Origin of the sequence: Nocardioides sp. zg-1230 (assembly GCF_013155335.1) — a bacterium.
In the GTDB taxonomy this organism is placed as follows: domain Bacteria; phylum Actinomycetota; class Actinomycetes; order Propionibacteriales; family Nocardioidaceae; genus Nocardioides.
This window is the reverse complement of the sequence record NZ_JABJQZ010000001.1, coordinates 781,880-808,018: the sequence shown is the minus strand read 5'-3', so window position 1 is coordinate 808,018 and position 26,139 is coordinate 781,880. Positions and strand designations below refer to the sequence as shown.

Annotated in this window: 31 protein-coding genes; 20 read left to right on the top strand and 11 right to left on the bottom strand. The window is 72.5% G+C overall.

All coding sequences use genetic code 11. The features are described 5' to 3' along the window. Window positions 1-31 precede the first annotated feature (31 nt). Window positions 32-1,576, bottom strand: a complete 1,545-nt coding sequence (locus HOO61_RS03880) for a glycerol-3-phosphate dehydrogenase/oxidase (RefSeq protein ID WP_172257093.1) — start codon at window positions 1,574-1,576, stop codon at window positions 32-34. Continuing rightward, the gene (locus HOO61_RS03875; RefSeq protein ID WP_172257091.1) at window positions 1,576-2,190 is read right to left on the bottom strand and encodes a TetR/AcrR family transcriptional regulator; all 615 of its coding nucleotides are present in this window, start codon (window positions 2,188-2,190) and stop codon (window positions 1,576-1,578) included. The genes HOO61_RS03880 and HOO61_RS03875 overlap by 1 nt, the downstream gene beginning before the upstream one ends. Window positions 2,191-2,207: 17 nt before the next feature. Between HOO61_RS03875 and HOO61_RS03870 the strand changes: the two genes are divergently transcribed. Continuing rightward, a complete protein-coding gene (locus HOO61_RS03870; protein WP_253941962.1) occupies window positions 2,208-3,791 on the top strand; it encodes an FAD-binding oxidoreductase in 1,584 nt (527 codons plus the stop codon). Between the two features lie 112 nt (window positions 3,792-3,903). Here the strand turns inward: HOO61_RS03870 and HOO61_RS03865 are convergent, their stop codons facing one another. After that, window positions 3,904-4,608 carry a pirin family protein gene (locus tag HOO61_RS03865; protein ID WP_172257089.1) on the bottom strand — a complete coding sequence of 235 codons (705 nt, stop codon included), beginning with the start codon at window positions 4,606-4,608 and terminating at the stop codon, window positions 3,904-3,906. Between the two features lie 18 nt (window positions 4,609-4,626). On the opposite strand from HOO61_RS03865, the gene HOO61_RS03860 reads away from it, so the two are divergent. The 9 genes from HOO61_RS03860 (at window position 4,627) to HOO61_RS03820 (ending at window position 14,243) form a co-directional block, all read left to right on the top strand. Beyond that, on the top strand, window positions 4,627-5,988 hold the full coding sequence (locus tag HOO61_RS03860; protein WP_367650014.1) for a GH1 family beta-glucosidase: 1,362 nt from the start codon (window positions 4,627-4,629) through the stop codon (window positions 5,986-5,988). Window positions 5,989-6,073: 85 nt separating this feature from the next. Then, window positions 6,074-6,598 (top strand): hypothetical protein, encoded by a 525-nt coding sequence (locus HOO61_RS03855; RefSeq protein ID WP_172257085.1) that lies wholly within the window; start codon window positions 6,074-6,076, stop codon window positions 6,596-6,598. 90 nt (window positions 6,599-6,688) lie between these two features. After that, complete coding sequence (locus HOO61_RS03850; protein WP_172257083.1) at window positions 6,689-7,681, top strand: hypothetical protein; 993 nt, start codon at window positions 6,689-6,691, stop codon at window positions 7,679-7,681. Further along, the gene (locus HOO61_RS03845) at window positions 7,678-8,424 is read left to right on the top strand and encodes a hypothetical protein (RefSeq protein ID WP_172257081.1); all 747 of its coding nucleotides are present in this window, start codon (window positions 7,678-7,680) and stop codon (window positions 8,422-8,424) included. The genes HOO61_RS03850 and HOO61_RS03845 overlap by 4 nt, the downstream gene beginning before the upstream one ends. Next, window positions 8,424-8,828, top strand: a complete 405-nt coding sequence (locus HOO61_RS03840) for a hypothetical protein (RefSeq protein ID WP_172257079.1) — start codon at window positions 8,424-8,426, stop codon at window positions 8,826-8,828. The genes HOO61_RS03845 and HOO61_RS03840 overlap by 1 nt, the downstream gene beginning before the upstream one ends. 32 nt (window positions 8,829-8,860) lie before the next feature. Beyond that, window positions 8,861-9,913, top strand: a complete 1,053-nt coding sequence (locus HOO61_RS03835) for a sulfotransferase family protein (RefSeq protein ID WP_172257077.1) — start codon at window positions 8,861-8,863, stop codon at window positions 9,911-9,913. Continuing rightward, window positions 9,913-10,881, top strand: coding sequence for a glycosyltransferase (locus HOO61_RS03830; protein ID WP_216658534.1), 969 nt, complete (start codon window positions 9,913-9,915; stop codon window positions 10,879-10,881). The genes HOO61_RS03835 and HOO61_RS03830 overlap by 1 nt, the downstream gene beginning before the upstream one ends. Further along, complete coding sequence (locus tag HOO61_RS03825) at window positions 10,878-12,668, top strand: hypothetical protein (protein ID WP_172257075.1); 1,791 nt, start codon at window positions 10,878-10,880, stop codon at window positions 12,666-12,668. Before HOO61_RS03830 ends, HOO61_RS03825 begins: the two co-directional genes overlap by 4 nt. Window positions 12,669-12,671: 3 nt before the next feature. Next, a complete protein-coding gene (locus tag HOO61_RS03820) occupies window positions 12,672-14,243 on the top strand; it encodes a glycosyltransferase family A protein (RefSeq protein WP_172257073.1) in 1,572 nt (523 codons plus the stop codon). Between the two features lie 279 nt (window positions 14,244-14,522). On the opposite strand, the gene HOO61_RS03815 is transcribed toward HOO61_RS03820, so the two are convergent. The 3 genes from HOO61_RS03815 to HOO61_RS03805 are packed head-to-tail and all read right to left on the bottom strand — an operon-like array spanning window position 14,523 to window position 17,185. Next, window positions 14,523-15,695 (bottom strand): nucleotide sugar dehydrogenase, encoded by a 1,173-nt coding sequence (locus tag HOO61_RS03815; protein ID WP_367650013.1) that lies wholly within the window; start codon window positions 15,693-15,695, stop codon window positions 14,523-14,525. 14 nt (window positions 15,696-15,709) lie between these two features. Next, complete coding sequence (locus tag HOO61_RS03810) at window positions 15,710-16,423, bottom strand: hypothetical protein (RefSeq protein WP_172257071.1); 714 nt, start codon at window positions 16,421-16,423, stop codon at window positions 15,710-15,712. 36 nt (window positions 16,424-16,459) lie between these two features. Further along, window positions 16,460-17,185, bottom strand: a complete 726-nt coding sequence (locus tag HOO61_RS03805; protein ID WP_172257069.1) for a hypothetical protein — start codon at window positions 17,183-17,185, stop codon at window positions 16,460-16,462. A 116-nt stretch (window positions 17,186-17,301) separates the two neighbouring features. Between HOO61_RS03805 and HOO61_RS03800 the strand changes: the two genes are divergently transcribed. Then, window positions 17,302-17,439 carry a hypothetical protein gene (locus tag HOO61_RS03800; protein WP_172257067.1) on the top strand — a complete coding sequence of 46 codons (138 nt, stop codon included), beginning with the start codon at window positions 17,302-17,304 and terminating at the stop codon, window positions 17,437-17,439. A gap of 123 nt (window positions 17,440-17,562) precedes the next feature. Continuing rightward, on the top strand, window positions 17,563-18,216 hold the full coding sequence (locus HOO61_RS03795; RefSeq protein WP_172257065.1) for a hypothetical protein: 654 nt from the start codon (window positions 17,563-17,565) through the stop codon (window positions 18,214-18,216). A gap of 42 nt (window positions 18,217-18,258) precedes the next feature. Here HOO61_RS03795 and HOO61_RS03790 read toward each other — a convergent pair whose 3' ends face one another. Continuing rightward, window positions 18,259-18,870, bottom strand: coding sequence for a DUF998 domain-containing protein (locus HOO61_RS03790; protein WP_172257062.1), 612 nt, complete (start codon window positions 18,868-18,870; stop codon window positions 18,259-18,261). Between the two features lie 32 nt (window positions 18,871-18,902). Between HOO61_RS03790 and HOO61_RS03785 the strand changes: the two genes are divergently transcribed. The 5 genes from HOO61_RS03785 (at window position 18,903) to HOO61_RS03770 (ending at window position 21,528) form a co-directional block, all read left to right on the top strand. Continuing rightward, window positions 18,903-19,322 carry a DUF1810 domain-containing protein gene (locus tag HOO61_RS03785; RefSeq protein WP_172257060.1) on the top strand — a complete coding sequence of 140 codons (420 nt, stop codon included), beginning with the start codon at window positions 18,903-18,905 and terminating at the stop codon, window positions 19,320-19,322. A 63-nt stretch (window positions 19,323-19,385) separates the two neighbouring features. Then, window positions 19,386-19,760 (top strand): PH domain-containing protein, encoded by a 375-nt coding sequence (locus HOO61_RS03780; RefSeq protein WP_172257058.1) that lies wholly within the window; start codon window positions 19,386-19,388, stop codon window positions 19,758-19,760. 68 nt (window positions 19,761-19,828) lie between these two features. Next, window positions 19,829-19,963 carry a hypothetical protein gene (locus HOO61_RS24445; RefSeq protein WP_301538942.1) on the top strand — a complete coding sequence of 45 codons (135 nt, stop codon included), beginning with the start codon at window positions 19,829-19,831 and terminating at the stop codon, window positions 19,961-19,963. 31 nt (window positions 19,964-19,994) lie between these two features. Further along, window positions 19,995-21,002 (top strand): beta-ketoacyl-ACP synthase III, encoded by a 1,008-nt coding sequence (locus tag HOO61_RS03775; RefSeq protein ID WP_172257056.1) that lies wholly within the window; start codon window positions 19,995-19,997, stop codon window positions 21,000-21,002. Between the two features lie 25 nt (window positions 21,003-21,027). After that, window positions 21,028-21,528: a GNAT family N-acetyltransferase gene (locus HOO61_RS03770; RefSeq protein ID WP_172257054.1), complete on the top strand. Its 501-nt coding sequence runs from the start codon at window positions 21,028-21,030 to the stop codon at window positions 21,526-21,528. A gap of 1 nt (window position 21,529) precedes the next feature. Here the strand turns inward: HOO61_RS03770 and HOO61_RS03765 are convergent, their stop codons facing one another. After that, window positions 21,530-22,309 (bottom strand): alpha/beta fold hydrolase, encoded by a 780-nt coding sequence (locus tag HOO61_RS03765; protein WP_172257052.1) that lies wholly within the window; start codon window positions 22,307-22,309, stop codon window positions 21,530-21,532. Window positions 22,310-22,347: 38 nt separating this feature from the next. After that, entirely contained in the window at window positions 22,348-22,875 is a 528-nt protein-coding gene (locus HOO61_RS03760; protein WP_172257049.1) for an NUDIX hydrolase, read from the bottom strand. Between the two features lie 130 nt (window positions 22,876-23,005). On the opposite strand from HOO61_RS03760, the gene HOO61_RS03755 reads away from it, so the two are divergent. After that, the gene (locus HOO61_RS03755; RefSeq protein WP_172257047.1) at window positions 23,006-23,989 is read left to right on the top strand and encodes a hypothetical protein; all 984 of its coding nucleotides are present in this window, start codon (window positions 23,006-23,008) and stop codon (window positions 23,987-23,989) included. A 75-nt stretch (window positions 23,990-24,064) separates the two neighbouring features. Here the strand turns inward: HOO61_RS03755 and HOO61_RS03750 are convergent, their stop codons facing one another. Together HOO61_RS03750 and HOO61_RS03745 are read right to left on the bottom strand one after the other, a co-directional pair. Beyond that, window positions 24,065-24,289, bottom strand: coding sequence for a hypothetical protein (locus tag HOO61_RS03750; RefSeq protein ID WP_172257045.1), 225 nt, complete (start codon window positions 24,287-24,289; stop codon window positions 24,065-24,067). A gap of 105 nt (window positions 24,290-24,394) precedes the next feature. Further along, entirely contained in the window at window positions 24,395-24,901 is a 507-nt protein-coding gene (locus tag HOO61_RS03745) for a hypothetical protein (RefSeq protein ID WP_172257043.1), read from the bottom strand. A gap of 487 nt (window positions 24,902-25,388) precedes the next feature. On the opposite strand from HOO61_RS03745, the gene HOO61_RS03740 reads away from it, so the two are divergent. Both HOO61_RS03740 and HOO61_RS03735 read left to right on the top strand, forming a co-directional pair. Beyond that, window positions 25,389-25,718 carry a hypothetical protein gene (locus HOO61_RS03740; RefSeq protein ID WP_172257041.1) on the top strand — a complete coding sequence of 110 codons (330 nt, stop codon included), beginning with the start codon at window positions 25,389-25,391 and terminating at the stop codon, window positions 25,716-25,718. Beyond that, window positions 25,697-25,936 (top strand): hypothetical protein, encoded by a 240-nt coding sequence (locus tag HOO61_RS03735; RefSeq protein ID WP_172257039.1) that lies wholly within the window; start codon window positions 25,697-25,699, stop codon window positions 25,934-25,936. The genes HOO61_RS03740 and HOO61_RS03735 overlap by 22 nt, the downstream gene beginning before the upstream one ends. The last annotated feature ends 203 nt before the right edge of the window (window positions 25,937-26,139 follow it).

Genomic DNA, 26,139 nt, shown 5'->3' with positions numbered 1-26,139 from the left:
TCGGCGCACCGTTGCGCACGACAGGGAGACGCTAGCCGGTGACGGTTGGTTGCGACGCGAGGGCGAGCGCCCGCCGCGCCAGCGGTTCGGCCGCGGCACGGTCCTCGGCGACGAGCCCGACGCGGGTACGCCGGTCCAGCAGGTCGCCGACGTCGTGCGCGCCCTCGTGGGTGACCGCGAAGACCAGCTCGGCGAGCGTCACCGGGACCTGCGCGGAGACCGGGGCGAGCAGCTCGTCGTCGGCCAGTCCGGTCACGTCGCGGGCGGTGGCCAGGACGAGGCCGGCGTCGGTGCCGAATCGTCGTACGAGCCGGGCGGGGGCGGTCGAGCGCCGCAGCTCCTCCGGTGCTGCGGCGCCGAGAAGCGGGAGGGAGGCGGTGCGGCAGGGGCCGGCGTGGGGCAGCGCGCCGGCGAGGCCATCGAGGGTGTCCTGGGCCATCCGGCGGTAGGTGGTCAGCTTGCCGCCGACGACGGTCGTCACGCCGGTGGCCGAGGTGAGGATCGCGTGGCGGCGCGACAGGTCGGCGGTCGCGTCGGTGCCGGCGACCTCCAGCAACGGCCGCAGGCCCGCGAAGGCGCCGACCACGTCGGCCCGCGTCGGCGGGGTGGTGAAGGCGGAGGCGACGACGTCGAGCAGGAAGTCGATCTCGCCCTGGCTCGGCTGCGGCACGTCGGGCACGGGTCCGCTGACGGGTTCGTCGGTGAGGCCGACGTAGATCGTGCCGTCGGGCTGGGGGAGGACCATCGCGAAGCGCGCGCTCGTGCCGGGGATCGGCACCATCACTGCGACCCGGGCGTGCGGCAGCGCCGACCCGCGCAGCACGAGGTGGGTGCCGCGGCTCGGCCGCAGCCGCACCTGCGCGTCGAGGTCGCCGGCCCACACGCCGGTCGCGGTCACGACCGCCCTCGCGCGGACGGCGTACGACGCCCCGGTGAGCTCGTCGCGCAGCGTGACGGAGGTGCCGGTCGCGGCGGTGACGCGGGCCCGCGTGCGCACATGGGCGCCGTACGACGCCGCGGTGCGGGCGACGGTCACGACGAGGCGCGCGTCGTCCTCGAGCTGCCCGTCCCAGGCGAGCAGCCCGCCGCGGAGGGTGTCGGCGCGCAGCGCGGGAGCGAGGCTGAGCGCCTCGGTGGCGTTGAGCCGGCGGGGGCGCGGGAGCGTCCGCGTGCTGGTGTGCGCGCTCCGGCGGAGCACGTCGCCGGCCTGCAGCCCGCCCCACGTGAAGGCGGTCCGGCTGCGCGGCATCGCGTCGTTGACCGGCGTCAGCATCGGCAGGGGGTGGACGAGGTGCGGTGCCGTGACGCCCATCAGGATGCCGCGCTCGACGGCGCTCTCGTGGGCGATGGCGAGGTGGCCCTGGGCGAGGTAGCGGAGGCCGCCGTGCACGAGCTTGGACGACCACCGCGATGTCCCGAAGGCCAGGTCGTGGGCGTCGACGGCGAGCACCGTGAGGCCGCGCGTGGCGGCGTCGAGCGCGACGCCGGCGCCGGTGATGCCGAGGCCGACGACCACCACGTCGACCTCCGCGGGGATGCCCGCCAGGCCGGGGATGATGCGGCGCCCGGGCTCCATCAGGGCTCCAGGGTCCGCGTGATCAGCCGGGCGTACTCCGCGTCGAGGTCGGCGAGCTCGACCCGGGCGTCGGTCATCGTCAGCGCGGAGAAGACGAACCCGTGACCGGCCAGGGTCAGCGACCGCGCGATCAGCACGGGGTCGCCGGCCCGGATCGCACCGGCGGCCTGGCCCGACTCGATCTCGGAAGCGAGGATCTCGACCAGCGCCTCCTGCGAGCGACCGCGGCGGTGGAGCAGGTAGGGCAGCATCAGGTCGGGGTCGAGCTCGACGATGCGCACGAAGAGCTCGTTGTCGCGCAGCGCGCGGACCGTCGACAGCGCGGCGGCGGCGATGCCGTCGGGGGTCGTGGTGTCGGCGGCGGCGACCTGCGTCGCGGCGGCGATGCCGACCCACTCGCGGGTCATCAGGTCGCCGAGCAGCGAGCCCATGTCGGGCCACGCACGGTAGATCGTCATCCGGGAGACGCCGGCCCGCTTCGCGACCTCGGTGAGCGTCGTACGTCGCCAGCCGACGTCGAGGATGCAGTCGCGGGCGGCGTCGAGGTAGCCGTCGAGCCGGGGGTCCCCGTTCGGTCGGCCCGTCTGCTGCTGCGTGTGACGAAGTGACGCCATATGTCACACTGTAACGCATGCCCAACGAGCCGACCGCAGTCGAGATGCACCCGCAGCGCTGGGGCGCCCCTTCCGCCGCCACTGCCCTGCCCGACTCCGCGCTCGGTCTCGTCGAGCTCGCCTTCGGCCTGCAGGACCGCCCGCCGGTCGAGGGCGCGACGCCGCCGGCGTCCGCCCTGGACGACGCGCTGCTCGACGGGCTGCGTGCAGTCGTCGGCGCCGAGCACGTGCTGACCGACGACGCCACCCGGACGCTCCGCACCCGGGGCAAGTCGACGCCCGACCTGCTGCGGGCCCGGGCCGGTGACCTCGACGACGCACCCGACGCCGTCGTACGTCCTGATGGGCACGCCGAGGTCGAGGCCGTGCTGGCCTGGGCCGTGGACCACCGGGTGGCGGTCGTGCCGTTCGGCGGCGGCACGTGCGTGACCGGAGGGCTGGCCGCGCGTCGCGACGGCTTCGCCGGCCTGGTCAGCCTCGACCTCGTGCGGATGAGGCGGCTGCTCGCCGTCGACGAGGTCTCGATGACCGCGACCCTCGAGCCCGGCCTGCGCGGTCCGGAGGCCGAGGCCCTGCTCACCGAGCACGGGCTGACGCTCGGGCACTACCCGCAATCCTTCCGGCACGCCTCGATCGGGGGCTTCGCGGCCACGCGGTCGAGCGGGCAGTCCAGCGCCGGCTACGGCCGCTTCGACGCGATGGTCGTCGGCCTCACCGCGGCGACGCCCACCGGGCCGCTGCGCCTCGGGTCCTCGCCCGCCAACGCCGCCGGACCCGACCTCCGTCAGCTGCTGCTGGGCTCGGAGGGAGCCTTCGGCGTCATCACCTCCGTCACGGTCCGGGTGCGTCGCGCGCCCGCCGTGACGTCGTACGAGGGCTGGCGGTGGCCGTCCTTCGACACCGGCTCCGAGGCGATGCGCACGCTCGCGCAGGCCGGCCTGCTGCCGACCGTGCTGCGGCTCTCGGACGAGTCCGAGACCGCGATCAACCTCGCCGACCCCTCCTCCATCGGTGGGTCCGAGGACCCGGGGTGCCTGATGGTCGCCGGCTACGAGGGGACCGCGTCGTTCGTCGACGCGCGGCGCGCCGCCGTCACCGCCCTCCTGACCGACCTCGGAGGGACGCCGCTCGGCGCCGAGCCGGGCGAGAAGTGGGAGCACGGCCGCTTCGAGGGGCCCCACCTCCGCGACGCGCTCCTCGACCACGGGGTGCTCGTCGAGACCCTCGAGACCGCGACCTTCTGGTCGAACCGGGAGCGGTTGTACGCCGACGTGAGGGCCGCGCTCACATCGGCCCTCGGCGACGGCTCGCTCGTGCTGTGCCACGTCTCGCACGTCTACGAGACCGGCTGCTCGCTCTACTTCACCGTCGCGGCCCGGCAGGCCGAGGACCCCCTCGCCCAGTGGCAGGCCGCCAAGGCCGCCGCCAGCGACGCCATCGTCGCTGCGGGTGCGACGATCACCCACCACCACGCCGTCGGCACCGACCACAAGCCGTGGCTCGTCCAGGAGATCGGCGACGTCGGGGTCCGGGTGCTCCGTGCCGTCAAGGACGAGCTCGACCCGACGGGGATCCTCAACCCGGGCGTCCTCATCCCCTGACTCGGGCCCGCCCGCTTCGGGGTATCCAGGGACGATTTGGTAGGTCTGCGGGCCGATCGACCTACCAGTTCGTCCCTGGATACCGGGGCGGGGAGGGGGCGGCGGCAGCCGGTCAGGCGAAGGACCACACCAGGAGCTCGGTGGGCTCGGTGGCCATGACGAGGCGACCGGGCTCGTCGGTGAGGCGTACGGCGTCGCCGGCGCGGAGGTCGAGCCCGGCGAGCGAGACCGCCCCGGTGGCCGCGAACACGTGCTGGCGTGGATCCTCCGGCAGCGACACCGACGCGCCGGGCGACAGCCGGGCGACGAGCAGCCGGGCGCCGGTCGTGCCGATCGGCAGGCCGCCGCCGCCGGCCACCTCGACCAGCCCGGACGACGGCGGCGGCGCCTCGCCCAGGACGTACGACGGATCGGCCCCCGGCGATGACGGGGTGAGCCACGCCTGCACGAACCGGCACCGCCCCGACCCCGGGTCGGCCAGCTCGCTGTGCCGCACGCCGGTGCCGGCGGAGAGCACCTGCGCGCGACCGGCCCCCACCACATGGCGGCCGCCGGAGGGGTCGGTGTGCACGAGCGAGCCCTCGAGCACCCACGTCACGATCTCGAGCTCGGTGTGCGGGTGCTCGGGGTAGCCGGCGACCACACCGGTGCCCTCCGTGGCCGACGGATCGAGCACGTCGTCGTTGTGGCACACGAGGGGTCCGAACCCCAGGTTGGCCGGGTCGTAGTGGGGTCCGAACGAGAACGAATGGCTGGTCAAGCGCCCCTTGACGGCGTCCGACGACCTGGCGGATCCGGCGTACAGGGCCATGGTCATGCCGATATCTTCGCCGGTGTGGCCCCCCCGCACGATGTCCCCCCGCAGTTCCCCCTGCTCCCTCCCGGCTTCCGCTTCGGCACCAGCACGGCGAGCTACCAGATCGAGGGCGCGGTGACCGAGGACGGCCGGGGTCCGAGCATCTGGGACACCTTCACCGCGGAGCCCGGACGCATCGTCGACGGCAGCAGCGGTGAGGTCGCGTGCGACCACTACCACCGCGTGGACGAGGACGTCGCGCTGATGAAGGAGCTCGGCACGGGCGGCTACCGCTTCTCGATCGCGTGGCCCCGGATCCAGCCGACGGGTCGCGGTCCGGCCAACGAGAAGGGCCTGGCGTTCTACGACCGGCTCATCGACACGCTGCTCGCGAACGACCAGCAGCCGATGGTCACGCTCTACCACTGGGACCTCCCGCAGGCGCTGGAGGACGACGGCGGCTGGCTTAACCGCGACACCGTGGAGCGCTTCGCGGAGTACGCCGCCATCGTCGGCGAGCGGTTCGCCGACCGCGTCGAGCACTGGATCCCGGTCAACGAGCCCAACGTCGCCTCGATCCTCGGCTACGGGCTCGGCACGCACGCTCCTGGCAAGGCGATGCTCTTCGACTGCCTGCCGGCCGCCCACCACCTGCTCCTGGCCCACGGTCGCGCGGCCATCGAGCTGCGGCAGGCGGGCGCGACGTCGATCGGCTGCGCCAACAACCACGCCCCGATCTGGCCGGCCAGCGACGACGACGCCGACGTCGGGATGAGCAAGATCTTCGACGCGCTGTGGAACGGCACGTTCCTCGAGCCGATGCTGCTCGGGCGCTACCCGGTCGACCTGATGCCGCTCTTCGAGGGCGTCATGGCCGACGGCGACCTCGCCACGATCCGGCAGCCGCTCGACTTCTACGGCGTCAACTACTACCAGCCGATGAAGGTCGCCGCCGCCGACGAGGACTCCGAGATCCCCTTCGACCTGCGCGAGGTCGTCGGCTACCCGACCACCGACTTCGGCTGGCCGATCGTCCCCGACGCGCTGCGCGAGTGGCTCGTCATGTTCCGCGCCCGCTTCCGCGCCGCCCTCCCGCCGATCGTCATCACCGAGTCCGGCTGCAGCTACAACGTCGGGCCCGACGAGGACGGCGTCGTCGACGACCAGGCGCGCATCGACTACCTCCGCGCCCACGTCAACGCCGTCTCCGAAGCCATCCAGCGCGGCGTCGACGTCCGCGGCTACTACTGCTGGTCGCTCATGGACAACTTCGAGTGGGCCGAGGGCTACACCCAGCGCTTCGGCCTCGTGCACGTCGACTACGAGACGCTGCAGCGGACCCCCAAGAAGTCGTTCCAGTGGTACGCCGACCTGATCAGGGCCCAACCCCAGCACCTGTAGAGCAGGTATCTGAGGACACCACGGACGTGAGAGACCCCCCGACCCGTTCACCACGTCCTCAGATATCGGGTGGTTGACTGCCGCCATGGCCGACGAGCGTCCCGTCCCCGACCGCCCCGTGCCCGACCGTCCGGGGGCGCCCGGGTCGGAGGGTGGCTTCTCCGGCGGCTCGTCGAGCAACCACGGCATGACGTGGATCGCGCTGGTCCTGCTGCTGGTGATGGTGGTCGTGGTGGGGTGGCGGCTCTTCGACTTCTGGGACAGCCGCCAGCCGCCGTCGGGCGTCGAGACCCAGCAGGCGACGGTCCTCGGCTTCGAGGAGCTCGGCCCCAGCCGGGCCGGACAGAAGTCGACGGAGTACTCCTCGGTCCTCTTCGAGCTCCCCGACGGCGAGCAGGCGTCCGCGCTCTACGAGCTGCGCCGCCTCGGCGACGTCGAGAAGGGTGACGAGATCACCGTCTACGAGCAGGGCGGCGAGTGGCGTACGACGGTGGAGCGGGCGTGGGGCTCCACCTTGCTGTGGGCGCTCGGCCTGGTCGCCCTTCTCGCGATGGTCGTCGGCTGGTTCCGGGTCCGGGCGAGGGCGAAGAAGGCCGGATCGCCCGTCTGAATGCGGGTTCTCGGGTTTGACGACGATCTCGTCGGGTAGGACTGGGGTCGACCCCGACCGTCTCGACGAGACCGACGAAGGACCTGCCCCGTGAGCTTCCAGGTGGACCCGGACGCGTTGACCGCGTCGTCGCGACTCGCGTCGCAGCAGCGCGACCACATCGGCGCGATCGACGACAACATCAGCTCCTCCTGCAGCAACTTCGGTGCGTTCTCGGGGGTGCTCAACCTGTTCCAGGGCAGCTACGAGTCGGCGGTCGCGACGGCGCACGACGGGCTGCGTGACTCCCGGGCCGTCGCCGACAAGGTGCGCGACGCCTTCATCGACTCGCGTGACGACTACCTCGACACCGACGAGGCGACGTACGACCGCTTCCGCGCCCTCGCCCCCGACCCGGCGACCTTCCCGCCCTACGCCCCCGCCGGCAGCGGCAACGACACCCCGGGCGGCCCGCTGTCCAACGCACCGCAGGACGGCAGCAAGATCCCCGTCCTCGAGGACAAGCACCCCGGCATCTCCGACGGCGCCTCCGCCATCGGCGACAAGGTCAAGCCCGGCAACGACGTCGGCAAGGTGCCGCCGTGGATGGACCCGCAGAAGGCGGCCTCCGACGCGGTCACCGACGCCTTCGAGCGTCGCACCGACGAGTACCAGTACTACCGCTCGCTGGGCTACTCCGACGAGGAGGCGCTGCAGATCGCCAAGACGGACGGCATCGACGCCCACGCCGACACGATCAACCACGACCGGATCAACCGCACCGCCGAGACCGCCTACAACGCCGAGTACGACCGGGCGATCGCCGAGGGCGCGAGCCCGGAGGACGCCCGCGAGCGCGCCAACGACGCCTACGCCGACTCCCGCTCGCGCGACTCCGCCGACCACGACCGCCGCCGCGACATCGGCGAGACGGCGTCGACGTACGCCGACCTCTACGACGAGGGGAAGCAGGTCGTCGACAACATCAACGACCTGGCCGACAACGTCAACGAGATCGGCGACAACGCCGACGACCTCGGTGCGTACGACGACTACCAGTCCCAGGACGAGGACGAGACCGCACAGGAGTGGGCCGGACGATGACGACCATCACCGAGCACGTCAACCCGCTGTCGGCGGTGGCCGGAGGTACGCCGCCGGGCACGCAGGGCCAGTACATCGAGGACAAGAAGGGCGAGTGCGGCCTGATCATCCCGGCGATCGACGGCATCGTCGACAAGATCACCGGCTGGAGCCTCCTCGAGGCGCTCTTCAAGCCCGTCGCCGGCGACTTCAACGCCGTGTCGTCGATGCAGCTCGCGTGGGGCAACGTCGGCAACGCGTGCGCCGGGGTGGGCCAGAACTACACCTCGCTCGGCCAGCAGCTCCCCGGCGTGTGGACGGGCCCGGCGGGCAGCGCTGCGGCGTCGCGGATGGCCGACGTCGGCCAGATGCACGCCGACCAGCAGGAGGCCTCGGGCTACATCGCCGAGCAGCTCGGGCACGTCATCGAGGTCGGCAAGGCCACCCTCGACGTGCTGGTCATCGCGATCGACTTCATCGACGGCGTGATCCAGGAGCTCATCATCGCGGGCCTCGCCGGCCCGATCGGTTGGCTGAAGGCGGGCGTCTCGGCGCCCGGCAAGGCTCGCCGCATCGTCGAGCTGATCCACGACGGCCTGCGGGCGATCGAGAAGCTCACCGAGGCGGCGCAGGCGCTGCTCAAGGTCCTGCGCTACGTCAACGCCGGCCTCGGCGGCGCCAACGCCGTGCTGTCCTCGATCAGCACGGCCCAGCACTCCTCGGCCGGCAACCGCACCGACGACTCCGCCCAGCAAGGATTCTGATGGCCCTCTCCGACGACCCCGGCCTTCAGGCCGCCCTCCAGGACTCGCGCCGCCAGGCCAACGAGGCGGCCGCGTCCCTGCGCCGCCTCGCGGCGCATCTCTCTGCCGAACGCGACAAGTTCCGCGCCGAGTCGGCCCGCCGCATCGCCGACCTGCAGGCGCAGGCCCGGCGCGGCGAGCTCGGTCCCGACCAGGAGCGGCTCCAGCGCCGCGTCGACGCCGGCGAGACGTCGTGGCGCGACATCGCCTCCGGCGCCGACGACGACCCGACCGCCGAGGCCGCGCGCGCCCACCTCGGCGCGAGCCTGTCCGCCCTGCGCGAGGAGCTCGAGGACGACGAGGCCTTCCAGGAGGCCGACGCCGCCGCGCGGGCCCAGCAGGAGCGGGCCACCCCCGACCACTGAGGGGTGCCCGGCACCCCCGATAGGCTCCGATCATGACCGAGCCCACCAGCCGCCGCGTCGTGTTCGTCGTCGGCTCGGGCCGCAGCGGCACGAGCACGATGGCGGGTGCGCTCAAGACTCTCGGCCTGCACGTCCCGCAGCCCGAGGTGGTCGCGGACGCCACCAACCCCAAGGGGTTCGGCGAGCCGCGCTGGGTCGTCGACCTGCACACCGAGCTCCTCGCCCGCAGCAACGTGCAGGTCTCCGACGCCCGGCCGCGCGCGTGGCTCGACACCGGCACCACCAGCGGCGACCACGCCACCCGCGCGCGGGTGGCATCGTGGCTCGAGGAGCAGTTCTCCGTCGCCGACGAGCTCGTCGTCAAGGACCCCCGCGCCGCCTGGTTCCTCGGCCTGTGGCGGGCCGCGGCCGACCGCTGCGGCGCCACGTCGTCGTACGTCACCATGCTGCGCCCGGTCACCGAGGTGGTCGGCTCCAAGCAGACCTACTACGGCCGGATGGGGGCCGGGTCCGACCAGGGCGCCGTCACCCGCACCGCCGCGTGGGTCAACATGATGCTCCACACCGAGCGCGCCACGCGCGGCCAGCAGCGCGCGTTCGTCCACTACGGCGACCTGCTCGACGACTGGACGCAACCGGTCTTCGCGCTCGGCGAGGCCTTCGACCTCGCGGCCGTCAAGACCGCGATGGCGGTCGACATCGCCGAGGTGCACCGCTTCATCGACCCGTCGCTGCGGCGGGTGACGATGACGTGGGACGACATCGGCGTGCCGACCCGGCTGCGCGAGCTGGCCGACGAGACCTGGCAGGCGCTCGACGCGATCGCCGCCGACGACTCGACGAAGAACCAGGAGACGTGCGACCAGCTCCGTGCCGCCTATGCCGAGCAGTACGCCGAGGCCGAGGCGTTCGCCCACTCGACCGTCGTGGCCCAGCGGCGCGCCGCCGCCGCCGAGGCGCGTCGCGAGGCCGGCCAGGCCGCCCGCAGCGGCGCCGACCGCGTGCCCCACGCCGTACGCGCGATGGTGCCGCCCACGGCCCGGCAGAAGCTGCGCAAGGTGATCGGCCGGGAGCGGCCCGCCTGATGCCCGACCTCGCCTCCCTCGAGGGGGACCCGGCGTACGACGTCACGTGGCCGTGGACGTCCGGCGAACCGCTGGTCCCCGGGCTGACGTGCGTCTTCCGGCTCCGCAACGAGGCGCGCAACCTGCCGTGGGTGCTGCCGCCGATCCTCTCCGCGGTCGACCACGTGCTGGTGGTCGACAACGGCTCCGACGACGGCACCGCCGACGTCGCCCGTGCGGTGGCCGAGCGGTGCGGCGCCGCCGACCGGCTCACCGTCCTGGACTACCCCCACCGGGTGGCGCGGGCCGGCGGTGAGCACCTGGCGACGCCCGCGACGAGCGTCCACTCGCTCACCCACTTCTACAACTGGTGCTTCTCCCACGTCCGCACGACCTACTCGATGAAGTGGGACGGCGACATGGTGCTCACCCCCGAGGGCGCCGGCATCCTGCGCGACCTGGCGTGGCAGCTCCAGCCCACCCGGGCGATCGTCGCGATGCCGCGTCACCCGCTGACCGTGGTCGACGAGTCGACCGGTTGGCTCGACCTGTCGCTGCGCTTCCTCGAGCCGTGGATCTACCCGATGGGCCCGGACACGACCTTCGTGAAGGCCTTCGACTGGGAGCTCCGCGAGCAGCCGCCCGGCATCGAGCGGATCGTGCTGCAGCAGGGGCTGGTCGTCGAGGTGAAGTGGCTCGACGCCGACGAGTACGCCCACTGGCGCCGCGACGGCGTCGACTTCACCAACACCCGGCTCTACCGCAAGCTGCGGGAGTTCGAGGTCGACGAGGCCATCCGCAACGGCGACCCCGAGGCGCTCGGCGGGCTCGTGAAGGTCACCGCACCCCCCGGGGTCCACATCATCGACCACGTCAGCCGCGACTGGCTCTGGCGCCAGCCGCGCCCGCTCGTGCAGCACTCGCTGCCCGCCGCACTCAAGGAACGAGCACCGAAGGAACGAGCACCGAAGGAGCCCGTGCGCCCGTGACCCACCCGCTGCACGACCTCCGCCTGCCCGGACCCACGCTGGTGCTGGTCGACGACTCCGACAGCCTCGCCCTCGACGCGCTGCACGGCATCGAGGACGTGCCCGGCCTCGAGCCGACCATCGTCGCGCTGTCCGCGCTCGACGGCCCGCGCAAGGGCTGGGGCTCGGTGCTCGTCGTGGCTGCCGACCGCGCGCGGCTGCGGCGGATGGCCAGCGCCGTACCCCTCCTCGGGCAGTGCAAGGCCGTCGCCTGCTGGCTCACCGACACCCCCGTGCCGTGGGTGCTCGTGCCGCGCCCGGAGTGGCCGCGGCTGGTGCACCTCGCCGCCCGCGAGGCCGGGGACCGTGGCGTCCTGACGGTCGCCCGCTTCGCCTCGGGCGCCCGCGCGCAGCTGGTGGTGATGGAGATGGCCCGCCAGGCCGCCGGCCCCGGCGACACCTCGCACGGCGGTCTCGTCGTGTCCTACGCCGGTCGTCCCGCCGCCCCCGGTCTCGACGCCCGCTCGGTGCTGCTGCGCGACGTCGCGGGGGCCGGCGACGCCGAGCGCGACGTGCCGCCCGACGTCGTCGTCGCCCGCCGCGGCGCCACCTCGCAGCAGAGCGTCGCGGAGCACCACGTCATCGACCGCGCGCCGACCGTCGTCACCGACCCCGGCCCCGAGCCGGTCGACGAGCGCGTCTTCAACCCCATCGGCTTCCGCAAGGACTGGGATCACCCGGTCGTCGACCTCGCCCGCATCAGCCCCGGCCCGGTCACCGAGGGTGTCGTCGCCGCGGCCCGCGCCTTCCAGGGCGTCCGGCTGCCCGCCGACACCCCCACCGCCGACCTGCTCGCGCTGGCGATATCCGGCGTGCCCGTCGTCACCGAGGGCGCGCTCGATGTGGCGCCGCCGCTCGCCGCGGCCCTCGACGCCGAGGTCGACCTCGACGACGCGCTGCGGCGTGAGGAGCACAGCCTGGCCGTGCGCCGCGCGGCCTTCGACCACCACTCGACGCTGGCGTGGCGGTCGGCGCTGGCCTCGCGCGCCGGCGTACGCCACGTCGGGCTGCCGGCGGTCAGCGCGCTGCTGTCGACCAAGCGTCCGGAGATGCTCGACTTCGCGCTGCGGCAGGTCGCCCGGCAGCGGGGCGCGGAGGTCGAGCTGGTGCTCGCCGCGCACGGCTTCGAGCCCGACCGCGACGCCGTACGTCGTGCGCTCGGCGACCGGCCGCACCAGGTCCTCACGTTCGACGGGTCGGACTTCTTCGGCGACGTGCTCACCGGGGCGGCGCGGGCCGCGTCGAGCGAGGTGCTGCTCAAGGTCGACGACGACGACTGGTACGCCCCCGACGCCGTCCACGACCTGCTGATGGCCCGCCGCTTCTCCGGCGCGGACGTGGTCGGGATGCCCTCGGAGTTCGTCTACCTCCACGCCAACGCGGAGCGGGAGGCGCTCACCGTGCGGCGCCGGCACCCCTCGGAGCTGTTCGCCCGCTTCGTCGCCGGTGGCACCCTGCTGCTCGACCGCGGACTGCTCCACTCGCTCGGCGACTTCCGCCGGGTCCGCAAGTACGTCGACGCGCAGCTGCTCGCGGGCGTCGAGGCGGCCGGCGGCCGGATCTACCGCACCCACGGCCTCGGCTACGTCCTGCGGCGCACCGGCGCGGGACACACGTGGCAGCGCGACGACGAGGAGTTCCGCCGACCTGACATCGTTGCCTCCGAGTGGCCGGGCTTCCAGCCCAGCCTGGCGTTGGAGGTCGACCCGGTCGACCGGCCTGGCCCGGACTCGACAGGGGGGAGCTAGGACATGGCGCGGCAGCCGGTGGTGCGGCAGAACGACTGGGGGTCGCTGATCCCCGCGACGCTCGGCGACTGGGAGCCGACGCTGTCGGTCACCGTCGTCGTCCCGACGTTCAACTACCAGCACACGCTGCCCTACGTCCTGGCCGGGCTCGCCGCTCAGTCCTACCCCGCGCACCTGCTCGAGGTCCTCGTCGTCGACGACCAGAGCTCGCCGGCGCAGGAGCTGCCCGAGGTCCGCCCCGACAACACCCGCCTGATCCGGGTCGAGGAGGGCTGGGGGCGCGCCAACGCCTGCCACCTCGGCGCCCTGGCCGCCGACGGCGACGTGCTGCACTGGTACGACGCCGACATGCTGGCCTACCGCGAGGAGGTCGAGGCGCACGCGCGCTGGCACCACCTCGTCGACTACGCCGTCCCCGGGGGCTTCAAGCTCTTCGTCGACCCGGCCCCGCTGCTCGAGCTCGACCCCGGCGTCGTGCGCGACCGGGTGGCGGCCGGCGAGGCGGGCGAGCTCTTCCCCGGCCAGGAGCACGAGCCGCACCAGTGGGTCGAGGACTACTGGGCCAAGACCGACGACCTCCGCACCGCCGGCCCGCGCGCCCAGCGCTACCACATCGGGATGACCGGCTCGGTGACGAAGGCGCTCTACCTCGACTCCGACGGCTTCGACCGCACGCTGCGCCTCGGCGAGGACATGCACCTCGGCCACTCCCTCGCCCAGGCCGGCGGCGTCTTCGTCGTCGACCGCGAGGCGCGCAGCTGGCACCTCGGGCGCTCGCAGGTGCTGCGCCGCGCCGAGCAGGTCAACCGCTTCAACGACCCCTACCTCGCCGACCTCGTGCCGACGATGCGTCCCAAGCGCAACCGCCGCGGCCGCGCCTACCAGGTCCCCTACCTCGAGGTCGTCCTCGAGGCCGGTCCGGCCGACGAGACCATCCACGTCGTCGACTCGCTCCTCGACGGCGACGTCCCGGACCTCCGGGTGACGGTCGTCGGGCCGTGGAGCTCGGTGCACGACGACCGGGTGCAGCCGGTCGAGGACCCGGTGCTGGAGACCCGCCTGGTGCACCGGTCGTTCGTCCACGAGCCGCGCGTGCGCCTCGTCGAGGAGGCGCCCACCACCTCCGATGCCGAGTTCGTCCTCACCCTGCCCGGGGTGTCGCTCGCACCGTTGCCCGCCACGCTGGCTGCCCTCCTCGACGACCTCGAGCGCACCCACCACGGCGCCCGGGTGCTGACGTACGACTCGGGCGCGGCCGCGCGTCTCGAGCGGACGGCGGCGCTGGCCCGCGTCGGGCGCCTGGCCGGTCCCGATGACGACCGTGAGGCGCTGCTCGAGGAGACGTTCGGCGTGAAGACCTACGCCGCCGCGTCGGTCGGCTGGGTGCCGGTCGCCGAGCGCGTCGTCGAGCGGTTCGTCCTCGGCGCCCGCCCGCCCATGGACCCCGACAAGTCGGAGAAGCGGCTGCGCAAGGCGCTCGCCAGGGGCGCCGGCTCCGGCGACGCGTCCGCCCCCTCCGCCCCGACCGCCGCTGACGGCGACCACCGGCGCGGGCTCTTCGGCCGCCGCCGCTGACCGGGCACTTCCTCGCGCTGGGTCGCGGCGACCGGGCGGTTCCTCGCGCTGGGGCCCGCTGACCGGGCACATCCTCGCGCTGGGACGCGCCGCGGGGTACTCCAGGGACGGGTGGTTGTTCGAGGACGATCCCGACGACCATCGATCACTGGACTACCGTCTGGCGCCAGCCGTTCGTCACTGGAGTACGTTGACGCGTGCGCGAGGAACCGCCCGCCCAGCGGCCTGCAGCGCGACGAAGTGCCCGGTCGGCGGTGTGCAGCGCGACGAAGTGCTCGCTCAGTCGGCGCCGAAGAGGTCGCGCGTGTAGACCTTGTCCGCCACGTCGCGCAGCTCCTCGACCATCCGGTTGGCGACGATGACGTCGGCGCGCTCCTTGAAGGACGCGAGGTCGCTGGTGACCTCGGAGCCGAACCACTGGTCGACGTCGAGCTCGGGCTCGTAGACGACGACCTCCACGCCCTTGCCCTTGAGCCGCTTCATGATCCCCTGTACCGACGACTCGCGGAAGTTGTCGGATCCGGCCTTCATGATCAGCCGGTGGATGCCGACGACCTGCGGCGCGCGGTCCAGGATGTCGAAGGCGATGAAGTCCTTGCGGGTGGTGTTGGCCTCGACGATGGCGGAGATCAGCGTCTGCGGGACGTCGGAGTAGTTGGCCAGCAGCTGCTTGGTGTCCTTCGGCAGGCAGTAGCCGCCGTAGCCGAAGGACGGGTTGTTGTAGTGCGTCCCGATGCGCGGGTCGAGGCCGACGCCGTCGATGATCTGGCGGCTGTCGAGGCCGCGGGACAGGGCGAAGGAGTCGAGCTCGTTGAAGTAGGCGACCCGCATCGCGAGGTAGGTGTTGGCGAACAGCTTGATGGCCTCGGCCTCGGTGGGCTCGGTGAAGAGGACCGGTACGTCGTCGGCGTCGGCGCCCTTGACCAGCAGCTCGGCGAACGCGCGCGCCCGCTCCGAGTCCTCGCCCACGACGATCCGCGCCGGGTGGAGGTTGTCGTGCAGCGCCCGCCCCTCGCGCAAGAACTCGGGCGAGAAGATCACGTCGGGGATCCCCAGCCGTGCGCGTACGTCCTCGATGTACCCCACCGGCACGGTCGACTTCACGACCATGGTGGCGCCGGGCTCGATCCGGTGGACGTCACGCATGACCGCCTCGATCGAGCTGGTGTCGAAGTAGTTGGTGACGGGGTCGTAGTTGGTCGGCGTCGCGATGATCACGAAGTCGGCGCCCGTGTGGGCCTCCTCGGCGTCGGTCGTGAAGGTGACGTCGAGGTCCTCCTCGGCCAGGAAGCGCGAGATGTCGTCGTCGTGGATCGGGCTCTCGCCGTTGCGCAGCTTGTCGATGCGCGGGGCGTCGAGGTCGAGGCCCACGACGGTGTTGTGCCGGGCGAGCAGCACGGCCATGGACAGGCCGACGTAGCCGAGGCCCGCGACGGAGATCTTCGTGGTCACGCGGTCAGTGTGCCTCACCGTCCGGCCGGCACCACCGCGAACCACGGCTCCGACCACCCCGACACGCGCAGGTCCCCGCGCTCGAAGGCGTCGCGCGTCACGGTGGCGCGCCCACCGCTCGCCGGGTCGTACGCCGTCAGCGCGGCGTCGTCGCCGCCGATGACCAGCACGACGTGGCGCGGCAGTGACCGGTTGCCGACGTAGAGCGGCACGGCATGCCCCAGCGCGACCGCGGCCACCACGTCGTCGTACGCCTCACCGCGACGTCGCGGCGAGACCGCCTGCACGCGGTGGCTCGTGCCCGGCGGCGACGTGCCGCCGGTGACGGTGAGCTCGTGGGCCAGCGCCCAAGGGGCGGTGCCGAGGGCCCGCGGCCACGCGACCTGCAGCGCACCCGAGGCGTCGTACCAGCGGTTGGTGCGCACGTGCGTGGCGAGGGCCTCGTCGGCGAAGCGGCGGGTGCGGCTGCGGGTGTCCCTCGGCCGTCCGGCGACCTCGCCGGTCTCGATCCAGCCGGCGTAGTCCGGGTCGCCGAGCATCCGGGCGACGACCAGGCTCGCCGCGCCGCAGGTGCGCTGGTCGGGCTGGACCAGGCCGGCGCGCACCCCACGGCGCGCGCCGGCCCTCGCACCGCGCAGCGGGTCGGGCGACAGCGGTTCCCGACCCGGCGCCGGCCGCCCGGCGAGCGCATGGCGCAGCCGATCGACCAGGTGCTCGAGCAGGCGCATGGTCCATGTCTACCGCGCGGCCTGCCCGGGGTGTGGTCAGCCGCGGTCGGAGGAGTCCCCGGTCACGACGACGTAGAAGCGCTTGCGTGTACCGTCGGCGGTGACGGTGCCGTCGCTGTTGCGCGGGCTGACGACGAGGTGGTGGGTGTTGCCAGTGCCGGGAGGCGCGCAGTTGACGACGCCCGGCTGGCACATCGCGGCCGAGATCTCGCCGGAGAACTCCGGGTTCGCGTCGGCGCCGGGCGCGCGGCCGTTGGTGACGGTGTCGCCGTTCTGGTCGACGGTGTTCTGCAGCGCGACGACGGCGAGGACACCGTTGTTCGCGAGGTTCTCGCCCGCGTTGATGTAGACGTTGCCGTTCGCGCGCAGCCCGGCGGCGTCGGCGCCCATCGGCGCGAGGGTCGGGTAGGCCGCGGTCACGGAGAAGCCGCCGGACTGCGCCACGATCGCGCCGCTCGCGTCGACCAGCGCCCACCGGCCGACGCCGGCAGGTCCCTGCGCGCCCGCGGGCAGCTGCCCCTCCTTGAAGTCCCGCGCCTTCAGCGACCCGTTGCGGACCTTGTTGGACCCGATGACGTCGTTCTTGATGTCGCGGCCCTTGAGGGTGCGGTCCTTGACGTCCTTGGACTGGATCGAGTTGTTGCGGATGTCGTCGGAGCCGATCAGGCCGGCGGCGTACGACGTACCGGTGGACGCCACGACCAGGGCCATGACCGAGACGGCCATGGAAGGGGACGGACGGCGGACAGCGGGGAGGCGCATGGTCTGGGACCCTTCGTCGACAGGACCGCCTGGACCGGCGGCTCCCCGGGGGTTCGGAGTGACGCGGCTCACGGATGGGGACGAATCGCCTTGCCGCTGCTGGGTACCGTTCAGGCATGGGTATGGCAAAGAAGATCGCGGCCTTCGGCATCGCCAAGAAGGTCTACGACGAGGCGCGGAAGCCCCACAACCAGGCCAAGATCAAGGAGGCGGCGCGCAAGCTGCAGGAGCGCCGCGGCGCGAAGCGCTACTGAGACCTCGCGGGCACGGGACGCCCCTCCCCACGGGTGGAGCGGGGCAATCCGTTCCTGACGCGGGTACCGAACGACGCTGCAGGGCCGAGACTCGGCCGTCGTTCGAACTCGAGGAGTTCTCCCATGCAGCATCGCAAGCTCTACGCCGGTCTCGGCGGAATGGTTCTCGCAGGCACCGTCGCGGTGGCCGGCATCCAGGCCAGCAGCGCCACTGAGTCGCAGCGGCCGGCAGCCGCTCCGGGCGGCGTGCACCTGAAGGCGGATCTCGACTCGCTCAACGACTCCGGCGCGGACGGCCACGTCCACGCTGAGTTCAAGGGGCGCAAGGCCCACGTGCGCATCAAGGCGCACGGCCTCGCCAAGAACCTCCCGCACGCCCAGCACCTGCACTTCGGCAAGGAAGCACGCAACGAGTGCCCCAGCGTCTTCGACGACGCCAACAACGACCACCGGCTCAACGTGGCCGAGGGCGTGCCGGCCTACGGCCCCATCCTCAAGTCGCTGACGACGACGGGCGACACGAGCCCCGAGAGCGGTCTCGCCGTCGACCGCTTCCCGACCACGCCCAAGGGCGTCGAGAAGTACTCGCGGACGATCAACTTCGCTCCCGGCGCCGTGCTCAAGGCGATCAAGAACGGCAAGGGCGTCGTCGTGATCCACGGTGTGGACCACAACGGCAACGGCAAGTACGACTTCGACGGTGCCGGCGCCAGCGAGCTCGACCCGAACCTGCCGGCCGAGGCGACCGACCCCGCCCTGTGCGGCGTCCTGCGCTGACCTGCAGCTGACCTGACCGCTCTCGTCGTCGACCCCGTCCCGTCAGGGGCGGGGTCGACGCACGCCCGGGTGCTGGCTGAGAGCGAAGGCAGCCAGACCGAACAGCACGGGCCACAGGGCGAGCCGCTCGAGCGCGCCACCTGCCGCTCCGTCTCCGGAGAGCACGAAGCCGATGGCCGCCGCGGCGGTGAGGGCACCGGTGGCGATCAGGGCCGTCCCAAGCCGCGGGCGGTCCGGGCGCACCCGGCGGCCGAGGAGCAGGAGCGCGAGCGGCTGCGCGACGAACAGCGGCGTCGCGGCGAGCACGTGCAGCGTGGCGTCCTGGTCGAGCGGCGCCAGCCCGGTGGCGTACGAGCTCAGTCCCGACACCACCAGCAGCGCGGCCACCCACGGGCCGAGCGGCCGCGCCAGCAGCAGCGCGCCGCCGGCGAGGGCGAGGCCGTAGCCCACGAACGCGCCGTTCATCACCTCGTGCCGCGGGGAGCAGTACGCCACCGTGCACCCGACCTCGCCGAGCCTGCTCACCGAGTCGGCGACGAAGCTGTAGCCGCCGGTCGTCGCGGCGGCGGTGACGACCTCGGCCGCGATGTAGGTCGGGCGGAGCAGGAGGACGAGCGCGCCGAGCCGGATCGCGCGGGACGGGGCGTCGGGCACGGCGTCACGCTAGCCGGAGGCACACTGAGGTGATGGACCTCCAGCGCTTCGTCGACGCCCAGGACGACCACGGCACCTATGACCAGGCCCTGTCGGAGCTGCGGGCGGGCCGGAAGACGAGCCACTGGATGTGGTTCGTCCTCCCGCAGGTGTCCGGCCTCGGACAGAGCCCCACCGCGAAGCACTTCGGGATCGCCGGTCTCGGCGAGGCCCGGGCCTACCTCGACCACGAGGTGCTCGGCCCGCGGCTGCTCGAGTGCTGCCGTGCCCTGCTCGCGCTGGACGGCGGCACGACCGCCGAGGAGGTTCTCGGGTCGGTCGACGCGATGAAGCTCCGCTCGTCGATGACGCTCTTCGCGCGCGCCGACCCTGACGAGCGGCTCTTCCCCGACGTGCTGGACCGCTTCTTCGACGGAACGGCCGACGAGCGGACGATCCGCCTGCTGGGGTGAGGCGACGCTGCGGGTTGTTCCAGTTCGCCCATCCGGCATGCCTCCCGCACCTAACCTGTGCCGGTGATCGACTTCCAGAACGGAACCTTCGTCAAGCTCGGGCCGATCGACCCGAACAGTCTCGCTCGCGAGCTCGAGCCGCTGCTCGTCCAGGGCGAGGAGGTGCTCCTCGCCTTCAAGGGCATGCGTGATTCCGTGGTGTTCACCAGCAAGCGCCTGATCTCGATCAACGTCCAGGGCCTCACGGGGAAGAAGCGGGACTACACGTCGTTGCCGCTCAACCGGGTGCAGGCGTGGAGCGTGGAGACGGCCGGCACGTTCGACCTCGACTCCGAGCTCGACCTGTGGTTCAGCGGCCTTGGTCGCGTACGACTCGAGTTCAAGGGGAACGTCGACATCCGGCGGATCAGCAATCTCATCGGTCAACACGTGCTGTGACCCCGGCGTCCCCTCACTCGGGGTGGGAAGGCGTTGCGACGCCGGCCGGGTCGGCGTAGGACTGGAGAATGACCACCACACCCGTCGAGCCCGAGTCCGACCCCGACGTCGTGCCGTCCGGAGACCCCGGCATCGCCCCGATCGACCCCGGCGAGGTGCCCGACTCGCCCATCCCCGAGACCCAGCCTGCCGGCGACCTGTAGCGCTGCCCGCAGACCTGCCTATGCTCGCGACATGACGATCCAGCAGCCCACCGAGCTCACCCACGCCGCCATGCTGGGCCTCGGCGTCCACCGACCCGAGCGCGTCGTGACCAACGACGAGATCTGCGAGGTGCTGGACTCCACCGACGAGTGGATCCAGACCCGGTCGGGCATCCGCACGCGGCGCTTCGCGGGCGACGACGAGACCCTCATCGGGATGTCGATCTCGGCGGCCGAGAAGGCCCTCGCGGCCGCCGGCGTGGAGGCCCAACAGGTCGGCTGCGTGATCGTCGCGACCTCGACCCACCCCGAGCACACGCCCGCCTCGGCGCCCCAGGTCGCGACCGCGCTCGGCATCACCGCGGCGGCGTTCGACATCTCCGCCGGGTGCGCGGGCTTCTGCCACGCGCTCAACCTGGCCGCGTCGATGGTGCGCTCCGGCGCCGAGAGCCACGTGCTCGTGATCGGCGTGGAGCAGCTGAGCCGCTTCATGGACCCGACCGACCGGGGCACCGCCTTCATCTTCGCCGACGGTGCCGGCGCGGTCGTCGTGGGTCCGTCGGAGACCGCCGGCATCGGCCCGACCGCCTGGGGCTCCGACGGCTCCCAGGCGCACGTCATCACCCAGACGCCGAGCTGCCTCGGTGGCCACTCCGCGGACGAGGGGTTCGACCACCCGGTGGTCCAGATGGAGGGCACCGCGGTCTTCCGCTGGGCGCCGTTCGCGATGGCGAAGGTGGCCCACGAGGCGCTCGACCTCGCCGGCGTGTCCGTCGACGACCTCGACGCCTTCATCCCTCACCAGGCCAACCTGCGCATCACCCAGACGCTCGCCAAGAACATCCAGCTCCCCGACTCCGTCGCCATCGCCACCGACGTCGTCGACTCCGGCAACACCTCGGCCGCGTCGGTGCCGCTCGCGATGGAGGCGATGCTGCGCAACGACGAGGCGACGGCGGGCGACACCGCGCTGCTGATCGCCTTCGGTGCCGGGCTGAGCTACGCCGGTCAGGTCGTCACCATCCCGCCGCTCGGCTAGCGCGCCGATGGACGACGCGCGCGAGGTGAGGCTCCGCAGTGGCGACCTCGTGCGTATCCGGCAGATCCGTGACTCGGACGCGTACGAGCTGCAGCGGGCGTTCGCCCTGATGAGCGAGGTGTCGCAGTACAGCCGCTTCCTGACCGGCACTCCCCGGCTGACCGACAGCCAGGCGACGTACTTCACCGCGATCGACCACGTCGGGCACGAGGCGTACGTCGCCCACTCCCCGGACGACGAGACCTACATCATCGGGGTCGCGCGGTTCATCCGCTACGCGTCGGCGCCCGACGAGGCCGAGCTGGCGATCACGGTGGCGGACTTCTGGCACGGCCGGGGACTCGCCACCGCCCTGCTCCGGGTGCTGACCGAGCGCGCGGTCGCCGTGGGGGTGAAGCGGTTCCGGGCCGAGATGATGGCCGACAACGAGGCCGTCCTCCGTCTCCTGCGCAGCGCCGGGATGGCCGACGAGACCGTGAGCGGTGAGCTGGCCAGCGGGTCGATCGAGCTCGCACCCGCCGACTGAGTCAGGGGCGTGCGAGCCGGTCGGCCACGACCGTCCACACGTCGGGGTCGAACCCCATCCCGAGGTGGGTCGACGACACCTCGACGTGCTCGGCCGACGGCGTCGACCGGTCGATGCACGCCTGCCAGGAGACGACTCCGTCGCGGCGCGAGAACAGCACCGTGAGCGGCACGCGGATGGGCGACTCGGCGTCGAGCCGGCGGCTGACGCGGTCGGCGTGCGCGTCGGCTCCGACGTTCGAGGAGCGGGCGACGCTGGTGTGGCGGGCGCCGCCGGTCACGGGCGTGCCGTAGGTGATGACGCGTCGTACGGCGTCCGGGTGCCGCCGGGCGACCTCGCGCGCGATGACGCCACCGAGGCTCCAGCCGACCAGCGAGGCCGGCTCGCCCTTCGCCTCGACGAGCTCGCGGACGCGCTTCGCCAGCCGTTCGACGTCGCGGCGCGGGTCGCCGGTGTTGGTGCCGAAGCCCCAGCCGCGGGCGTCGTACCCGAGCCGCGAGAGGTAGGCGCGCAGCGGCGCACCCGTGAGCTCGGGCGCCTTCCAGCCGGGGATGTCGACGACGAGGTGGCCGTCGCCCCTGGGTGCTGCCGCCAGCCGGGGCGCCGCGCCGATCAGGCGGGCCGCCGCGAGCCCGGACCCGAGCTCGCCGAGCATCGTCCAGGGTGTGGGCGGTCCGTCGGGGTGGTCGAGGCCCCTGGCGTCGTCGTGGGCGCGCGCCCTCGTGCGTACGCCGGTCGCGGAGAGGAGGGCCTCGCCGGTCGGCCAGGAGCGGGGACGCATGCGGGCGACTGTACGACGGTGCTGCGAGGCGGGCGGAGTCAGAGTCCCAGGGGGATCGGGGTGCCCGGCACGTAGCCGGCGACGAGGCTCGCGAGCGGACCGGCGAGGTCGCGGGGCGAGAAGACGTCGGGGCCGTCGTGCGCGGCGACCTCCTCGTGGTGCCACCACCGCATGGCGCTGATGTGCTCGGCTGCGAGGTCGTCGTCCGGCAGCGCGCCCCGCGGGTCGAAGCGGGTGGTGCGGACGAGGAAGTAGTCGTTGACCAGCCCGTCGTACCCCTCGGAACCCTCGTACCCGACCGGGGTGAGGACCTCCTGGTGCCAGACGTGGGGCGGGTCGGCGTCGAGGACCAGACCGGTCTCCTCCAGGAGCTCGCGGCGCAGCGCCTCCAGCGGCAGCTCGCCGGGCTCGATGCCGCCGCCGGGTGCCGACCACACGCCCGTGGCGCCGTCCGGGACCGCCGGGTGCGGATGACGGAACCGGCAGAGCAGGACGCTGTCGTCGTCGGACAGGACGATCGCCCGGACGGCACGTCTGAGCCGGGGCTCGGCAGCGGTCTCGTCCATGCGCCGATCCTCGGGCCGCGCCCGAACGCCGGCAAGTCGGTCCTGGGCGGCGGTCAGATGACGAAGGTCCCGTCGAGGTCCGGACCTTCGCCGCTCACCCGCGAGCGGGAGCGGGACCGAGGGTGGTGCCATGACCCTCCCCGGAGCCCTGCTCGTGCCTGCCCTGCCCACCCACGAGCGCTGGTTCGTCGAGTCCCAGCAGGCGGGGGACTGGTCGTTCTTCTTGTCACCGCTGCCGCTCGTGCTGACCGCCGCCGTCGTCGTCGCCGCCGTGGCGTGGCGTGTGATCGCCCTCCGCGTCGACCGCCCCGAGCTCCCGGTGCTGCGTCCGCTGGGCCGCCTGGTGCCGTTGGTGCCGCGCCTGCTCGGGATCCACCTCGGTGTCGCCCTGCTCGCGCTCGCCGCGACGGGCGCGTTCATCACGCCGTCCAACGACCACCTCGAGGGGGTGGGCGGCAATGCGCTGCTCCTGGTCGAGGCCGGGCTCGGGATCTGGCTGGTCACCGGCTGGCAGCTGCGCACGGCCGCCGCGCTGGTCCTCGGCCTGGCCCCGGCGCTCGCCCTGGTCGCCGGCCTCACGGCGCTCGGGGAGTGCGCGAACCTCGCGGCCGTCGCGGCCTTCCTGGTCGTCGTGCCTCCCGGTCCCGACGCGTACGGCGCCGCGCACCCGTCACGGGCCCACCTGCGCTGGGCGCTGCTGTGGCTGCGCCTCGGCGTCGGCGCCGCCCTGATCGTGCTCGCCTTCTCCGAGAAGCTCACCAACCCGGCCATGGCCATCGACACCCTCGAGCACTACCCGGCGCTCGACGTCTTCGCACTCGTCGGCGTCCACGTCTCGCCGGAGACCTTCGTCGCGATCGCGGGAGCCACCGAGCTGCTGTTCGGGCTGCTCGTCATCTCCGGCGCCTTCCCGCAGGTGGCCGTGCTCGTCGCGATGGTGCCCTTCAACGCGACCCTGCTGCTCTTCGGCCAGACCGAGATGGTCGGGCACCTGCCGGTGTACGGCGTCTTCCTCGCGCTGCTGGTCTACGGCTCGTCGGAGGAGACCTTCCGCGCCGTGCGCTGGCTGCCGCGCCGGTCGGCTCGCCGGGTCGCCGTGCCGGCGGCGGCCTGAGCACGCGCTCGACACTGGAGCGTACGGCCGGTAGGTCCGGCCGTGCGCTCCACTGTCGGCAGCGCTCGGCGCCTGCTAGAGGACCGCCCCGCGGGGTGCGACCTCCATCGCGGCAACACCTCGTGCGTATAGCACCAGGAGCCGGTCGCCGTGGCTGCAGCGGAGCACGCCGGTCTCCTCTGAGAGCGTGCTGATGACGTGGTCGATGACCTCGTCCTCGCTCATCCCGCTGCGGTCGTCGTACGTGACGTCCATGCTGTCGCCGCTGACGAGCCGGACACGGAGCACAAGCCCTTCCATGCTTCGCACCCTAGGTGCGCGCGCCGTCCGCCCGCCATGGATCTCCGCCAACAACACGGCGGGTTGCGTCGGGTTGCCGTGCCGGGTGCTGCCGCGTGATCCTGTTCAGGCGGCGGCGCCGATGTGGAAACCCCCCTCGCCCCTGGATGCCTCGAGCTCACCTTCGGCGGACAGGTCGACCGCAGCGCATCCGGTGACGCGGCCGCCGATCTCGTCCGACCAGTAGCAGACGGCGTACTTCCCCGCCGGCACCTCGACGCGGAAGTCACCCTCGTCGTCGATGGGAACCACTGTGCCGTCCAGCCGGGAGACGTGCGCCTCGCTCAACAACAGCGCCAGGTGGGCCCAGCCCCGCGGGTCGGCAACCCGCTCTTGGTCGGTCAGGTCCCAGAACGGGCCGTCCATCGCCGCGATCGGGATCACTGCCAGCCCGCCGCCTGCGATGGCCGGGTCACCCGGCCGTCCTTCCACGTCGGATGTGCCGGACATGTGCCCGATCATTCCGCCCGAACCGGCCGGGTCGGGCGAGTCCGCCCCGCAGGCCGCCAGGAGACCCACTGCGAGCGACAGCGCGGTGCCTGCCAGACCCTGGCGGCCTGCGACGGAACTCATCGAAAGACGATGGCGAGCTCGTGCACAGTGACGGCCTTGCCCCCTCCGGAGAGGAGGAGGGCACTGGTCGAGAGTGCGGCCCGTGCGCCGACGTGAGCAGGCCTCTTCATGTTGCCCCCCGTGGACAGGTACGAATGAGCTGGTCGCATCACCCAAGCAGGCAACGCGGTCACCCTGAGGCGAAACGCCAAGACCAACGTCAGTCGATGCGGCTCCCGAGGGGGATCTACCGCACGCCCACGCCCACAGGCAGCGGAGCGACGCTGCCTGTGGGCATGGCGGGCGGACGACTGATGGGTGTTCAGCTCGTCGTGCAGGATGGATCACGAAGCGGGGCATGCGCACGTGAGCCAGCGAGCGATGTGGACCGGTCTCGGGTGGTTCACCGTGCTCGCGCTGTGGGTCTCGACAGGGGTCTATGCCGCGACCCGTCAGCGGGCTCGTGGGTCCCGATGAGCCCGGGCGCGCCGACGACGTGGGCGCCTACGTGCGGGACTACCTCGCCTACCGGAACGACCTGTTCGGTTTCGAACAGGTCGAGAACTGGTGCCTCGCCGCGGCGCTCCTGGCGATCGCGGCGATGTCTGTCGGTTGGCTGGCGCAGGTCGATGAGCCGAACCGCGCACGAGCTCGCCTCGCTGCGTCTGCACTCGTCCTCGGCTCGGTGATCTCGTCGGTGACACAGACGGCGTACCTCGGTGCGGAGGATCGCGTCCTGGCCGTTGCCCATCTGCCGCAGTTCGATGCGGCGGCGCTCGCAACGATGATCGACGCAATCGGCCGCACGACGACTACGTGGAGAATCTCGGCTATCTGATGATCTCGGCCGGCACCGCGGCGATGGCCTTCATCGAGCCCTCCCCGACTCGGCCTGATCGCTGGTGGTGGGTCACCTGCTTGGCACTATCAGGCGGGCTCGTTGTCATCGTGGCCACCAGCTTCATGTCTGTCGCTGCCAGCGACCTGGCACTGCTTGCCGTGGGTGCAGTGCTTGCGCCTGCGTGGGTCCTCGTGCTGACGCGACGCATCGCTTGAGGCACCGGCCGAGGGATCTCGAGGCTGGTTCGAGCGCCAGCCGCATCTGCGCCGTGCCGCGCCAGCAGGCTGTCGTCGGCAGTAGTGCCCTGAACCCGCCGGATCGTGCCCACCTGCCTTTCGTCCCAGGCCCTCCTTGACGGCTCCTTCGGCTCTCCACACCCCACGTCAACGCTCGACCCCACTGTCGTACCCCTCTGGAA

Bases quoted from the DNA above. Each gene is read 5' to 3' on its own strand.
- HOO61_RS03805 (WP_172257069.1), bottom strand. From the start codon at position 17,185: ATGCGCCTCCCCGCTGTCCGCCGTCCGTCCCCTTCCATGGCCGTCTCG.
- HOO61_RS03745 (WP_172257043.1), bottom strand. From the start codon at position 24,901: ATGAGTTCCGTCGCAGGCCGCCAGGGTCTGGCAGGCACCGCGCTGTCG.
- HOO61_RS03775 (WP_172257056.1), top strand. From the start codon at position 19,995: ATGACGATCCAGCAGCCCACCGAGCTCACCCACGCCGCCATGCTGGGC.
- HOO61_RS03835 (WP_172257077.1), top strand. From the start codon at position 8,861: ATGACCGAGCCCACCAGCCGCCGCGTCGTGTTCGTCGTCGGCTCGGGC.
- HOO61_RS03840 (WP_172257079.1), top strand. From the start codon at position 8,424: ATGGCCCTCTCCGACGACCCCGGCCTTCAGGCCGCCCTCCAGGACTCG.
- HOO61_RS24445 (WP_301538942.1), top strand. From the start codon at position 19,829: ATGACCACCACACCCGTCGAGCCCGAGTCCGACCCCGACGTCGTGCCG.
- HOO61_RS03765 (WP_172257052.1), bottom strand. From the start codon at position 22,309: ATGCGTCCCCGCTCCTGGCCGACCGGCGAGGCCCTCCTCTCCGCGACC.
- HOO61_RS03820 (WP_172257073.1), top strand. From the start codon at position 12,672: ATGGCGCGGCAGCCGGTGGTGCGGCAGAACGACTGGGGGTCGCTGATC.
- HOO61_RS03870 (WP_253941962.1), top strand. From the start codon at position 2,208: ATGCCCAACGAGCCGACCGCAGTCGAGATGCACCCGCAGCGCTGGGGC.
- HOO61_RS03800 (WP_172257067.1), top strand. From the start codon at position 17,302: ATGGGTATGGCAAAGAAGATCGCGGCCTTCGGCATCGCCAAGAAGGTC.
- HOO61_RS03875 (WP_172257091.1), bottom strand. From the start codon at position 2,190: ATGGCGTCACTTCGTCACACGCAGCAGCAGACGGGCCGACCGAACGGG.
- HOO61_RS03810 (WP_172257071.1), bottom strand. From the start codon at position 16,423: ATGCGCCTGCTCGAGCACCTGGTCGATCGGCTGCGCCATGCGCTCGCC.
- HOO61_RS03855 (WP_172257085.1), top strand. From the start codon at position 6,074: ATGGCCGACGAGCGTCCCGTCCCCGACCGCCCCGTGCCCGACCGTCCG.
- HOO61_RS03845 (WP_172257081.1), top strand. From the start codon at position 7,678: ATGACGACCATCACCGAGCACGTCAACCCGCTGTCGGCGGTGGCCGGA.
- HOO61_RS03880 (WP_172257093.1), bottom strand. From the start codon at position 1,576: ATGGAGCCCGGGCGCCGCATCATCCCCGGCCTGGCGGGCATCCCCGCG.
- HOO61_RS03785 (WP_172257060.1), top strand. From the start codon at position 18,903: ATGGACCTCCAGCGCTTCGTCGACGCCCAGGACGACCACGGCACCTAT.
- HOO61_RS03795 (WP_172257065.1), top strand. From the start codon at position 17,563: ATGCAGCATCGCAAGCTCTACGCCGGTCTCGGCGGAATGGTTCTCGCA.
- HOO61_RS03830 (WP_216658534.1), top strand. From the start codon at position 9,913: ATGCCCGACCTCGCCTCCCTCGAGGGGGACCCGGCGTACGACGTCACG.
- HOO61_RS03755 (WP_172257047.1), top strand. From the start codon at position 23,006: ATGACCCTCCCCGGAGCCCTGCTCGTGCCTGCCCTGCCCACCCACGAG.
- HOO61_RS03865 (WP_172257089.1), bottom strand. From the start codon at position 4,608: ATGACCATGGCCCTGTACGCCGGATCCGCCAGGTCGTCGGACGCCGTC.
- HOO61_RS03760 (WP_172257049.1), bottom strand. From the start codon at position 22,875: ATGGACGAGACCGCTGCCGAGCCCCGGCTCAGACGTGCCGTCCGGGCG.
- HOO61_RS03750 (WP_172257045.1), bottom strand. From the start codon at position 24,289: ATGGAAGGGCTTGTGCTCCGTGTCCGGCTCGTCAGCGGCGACAGCATG.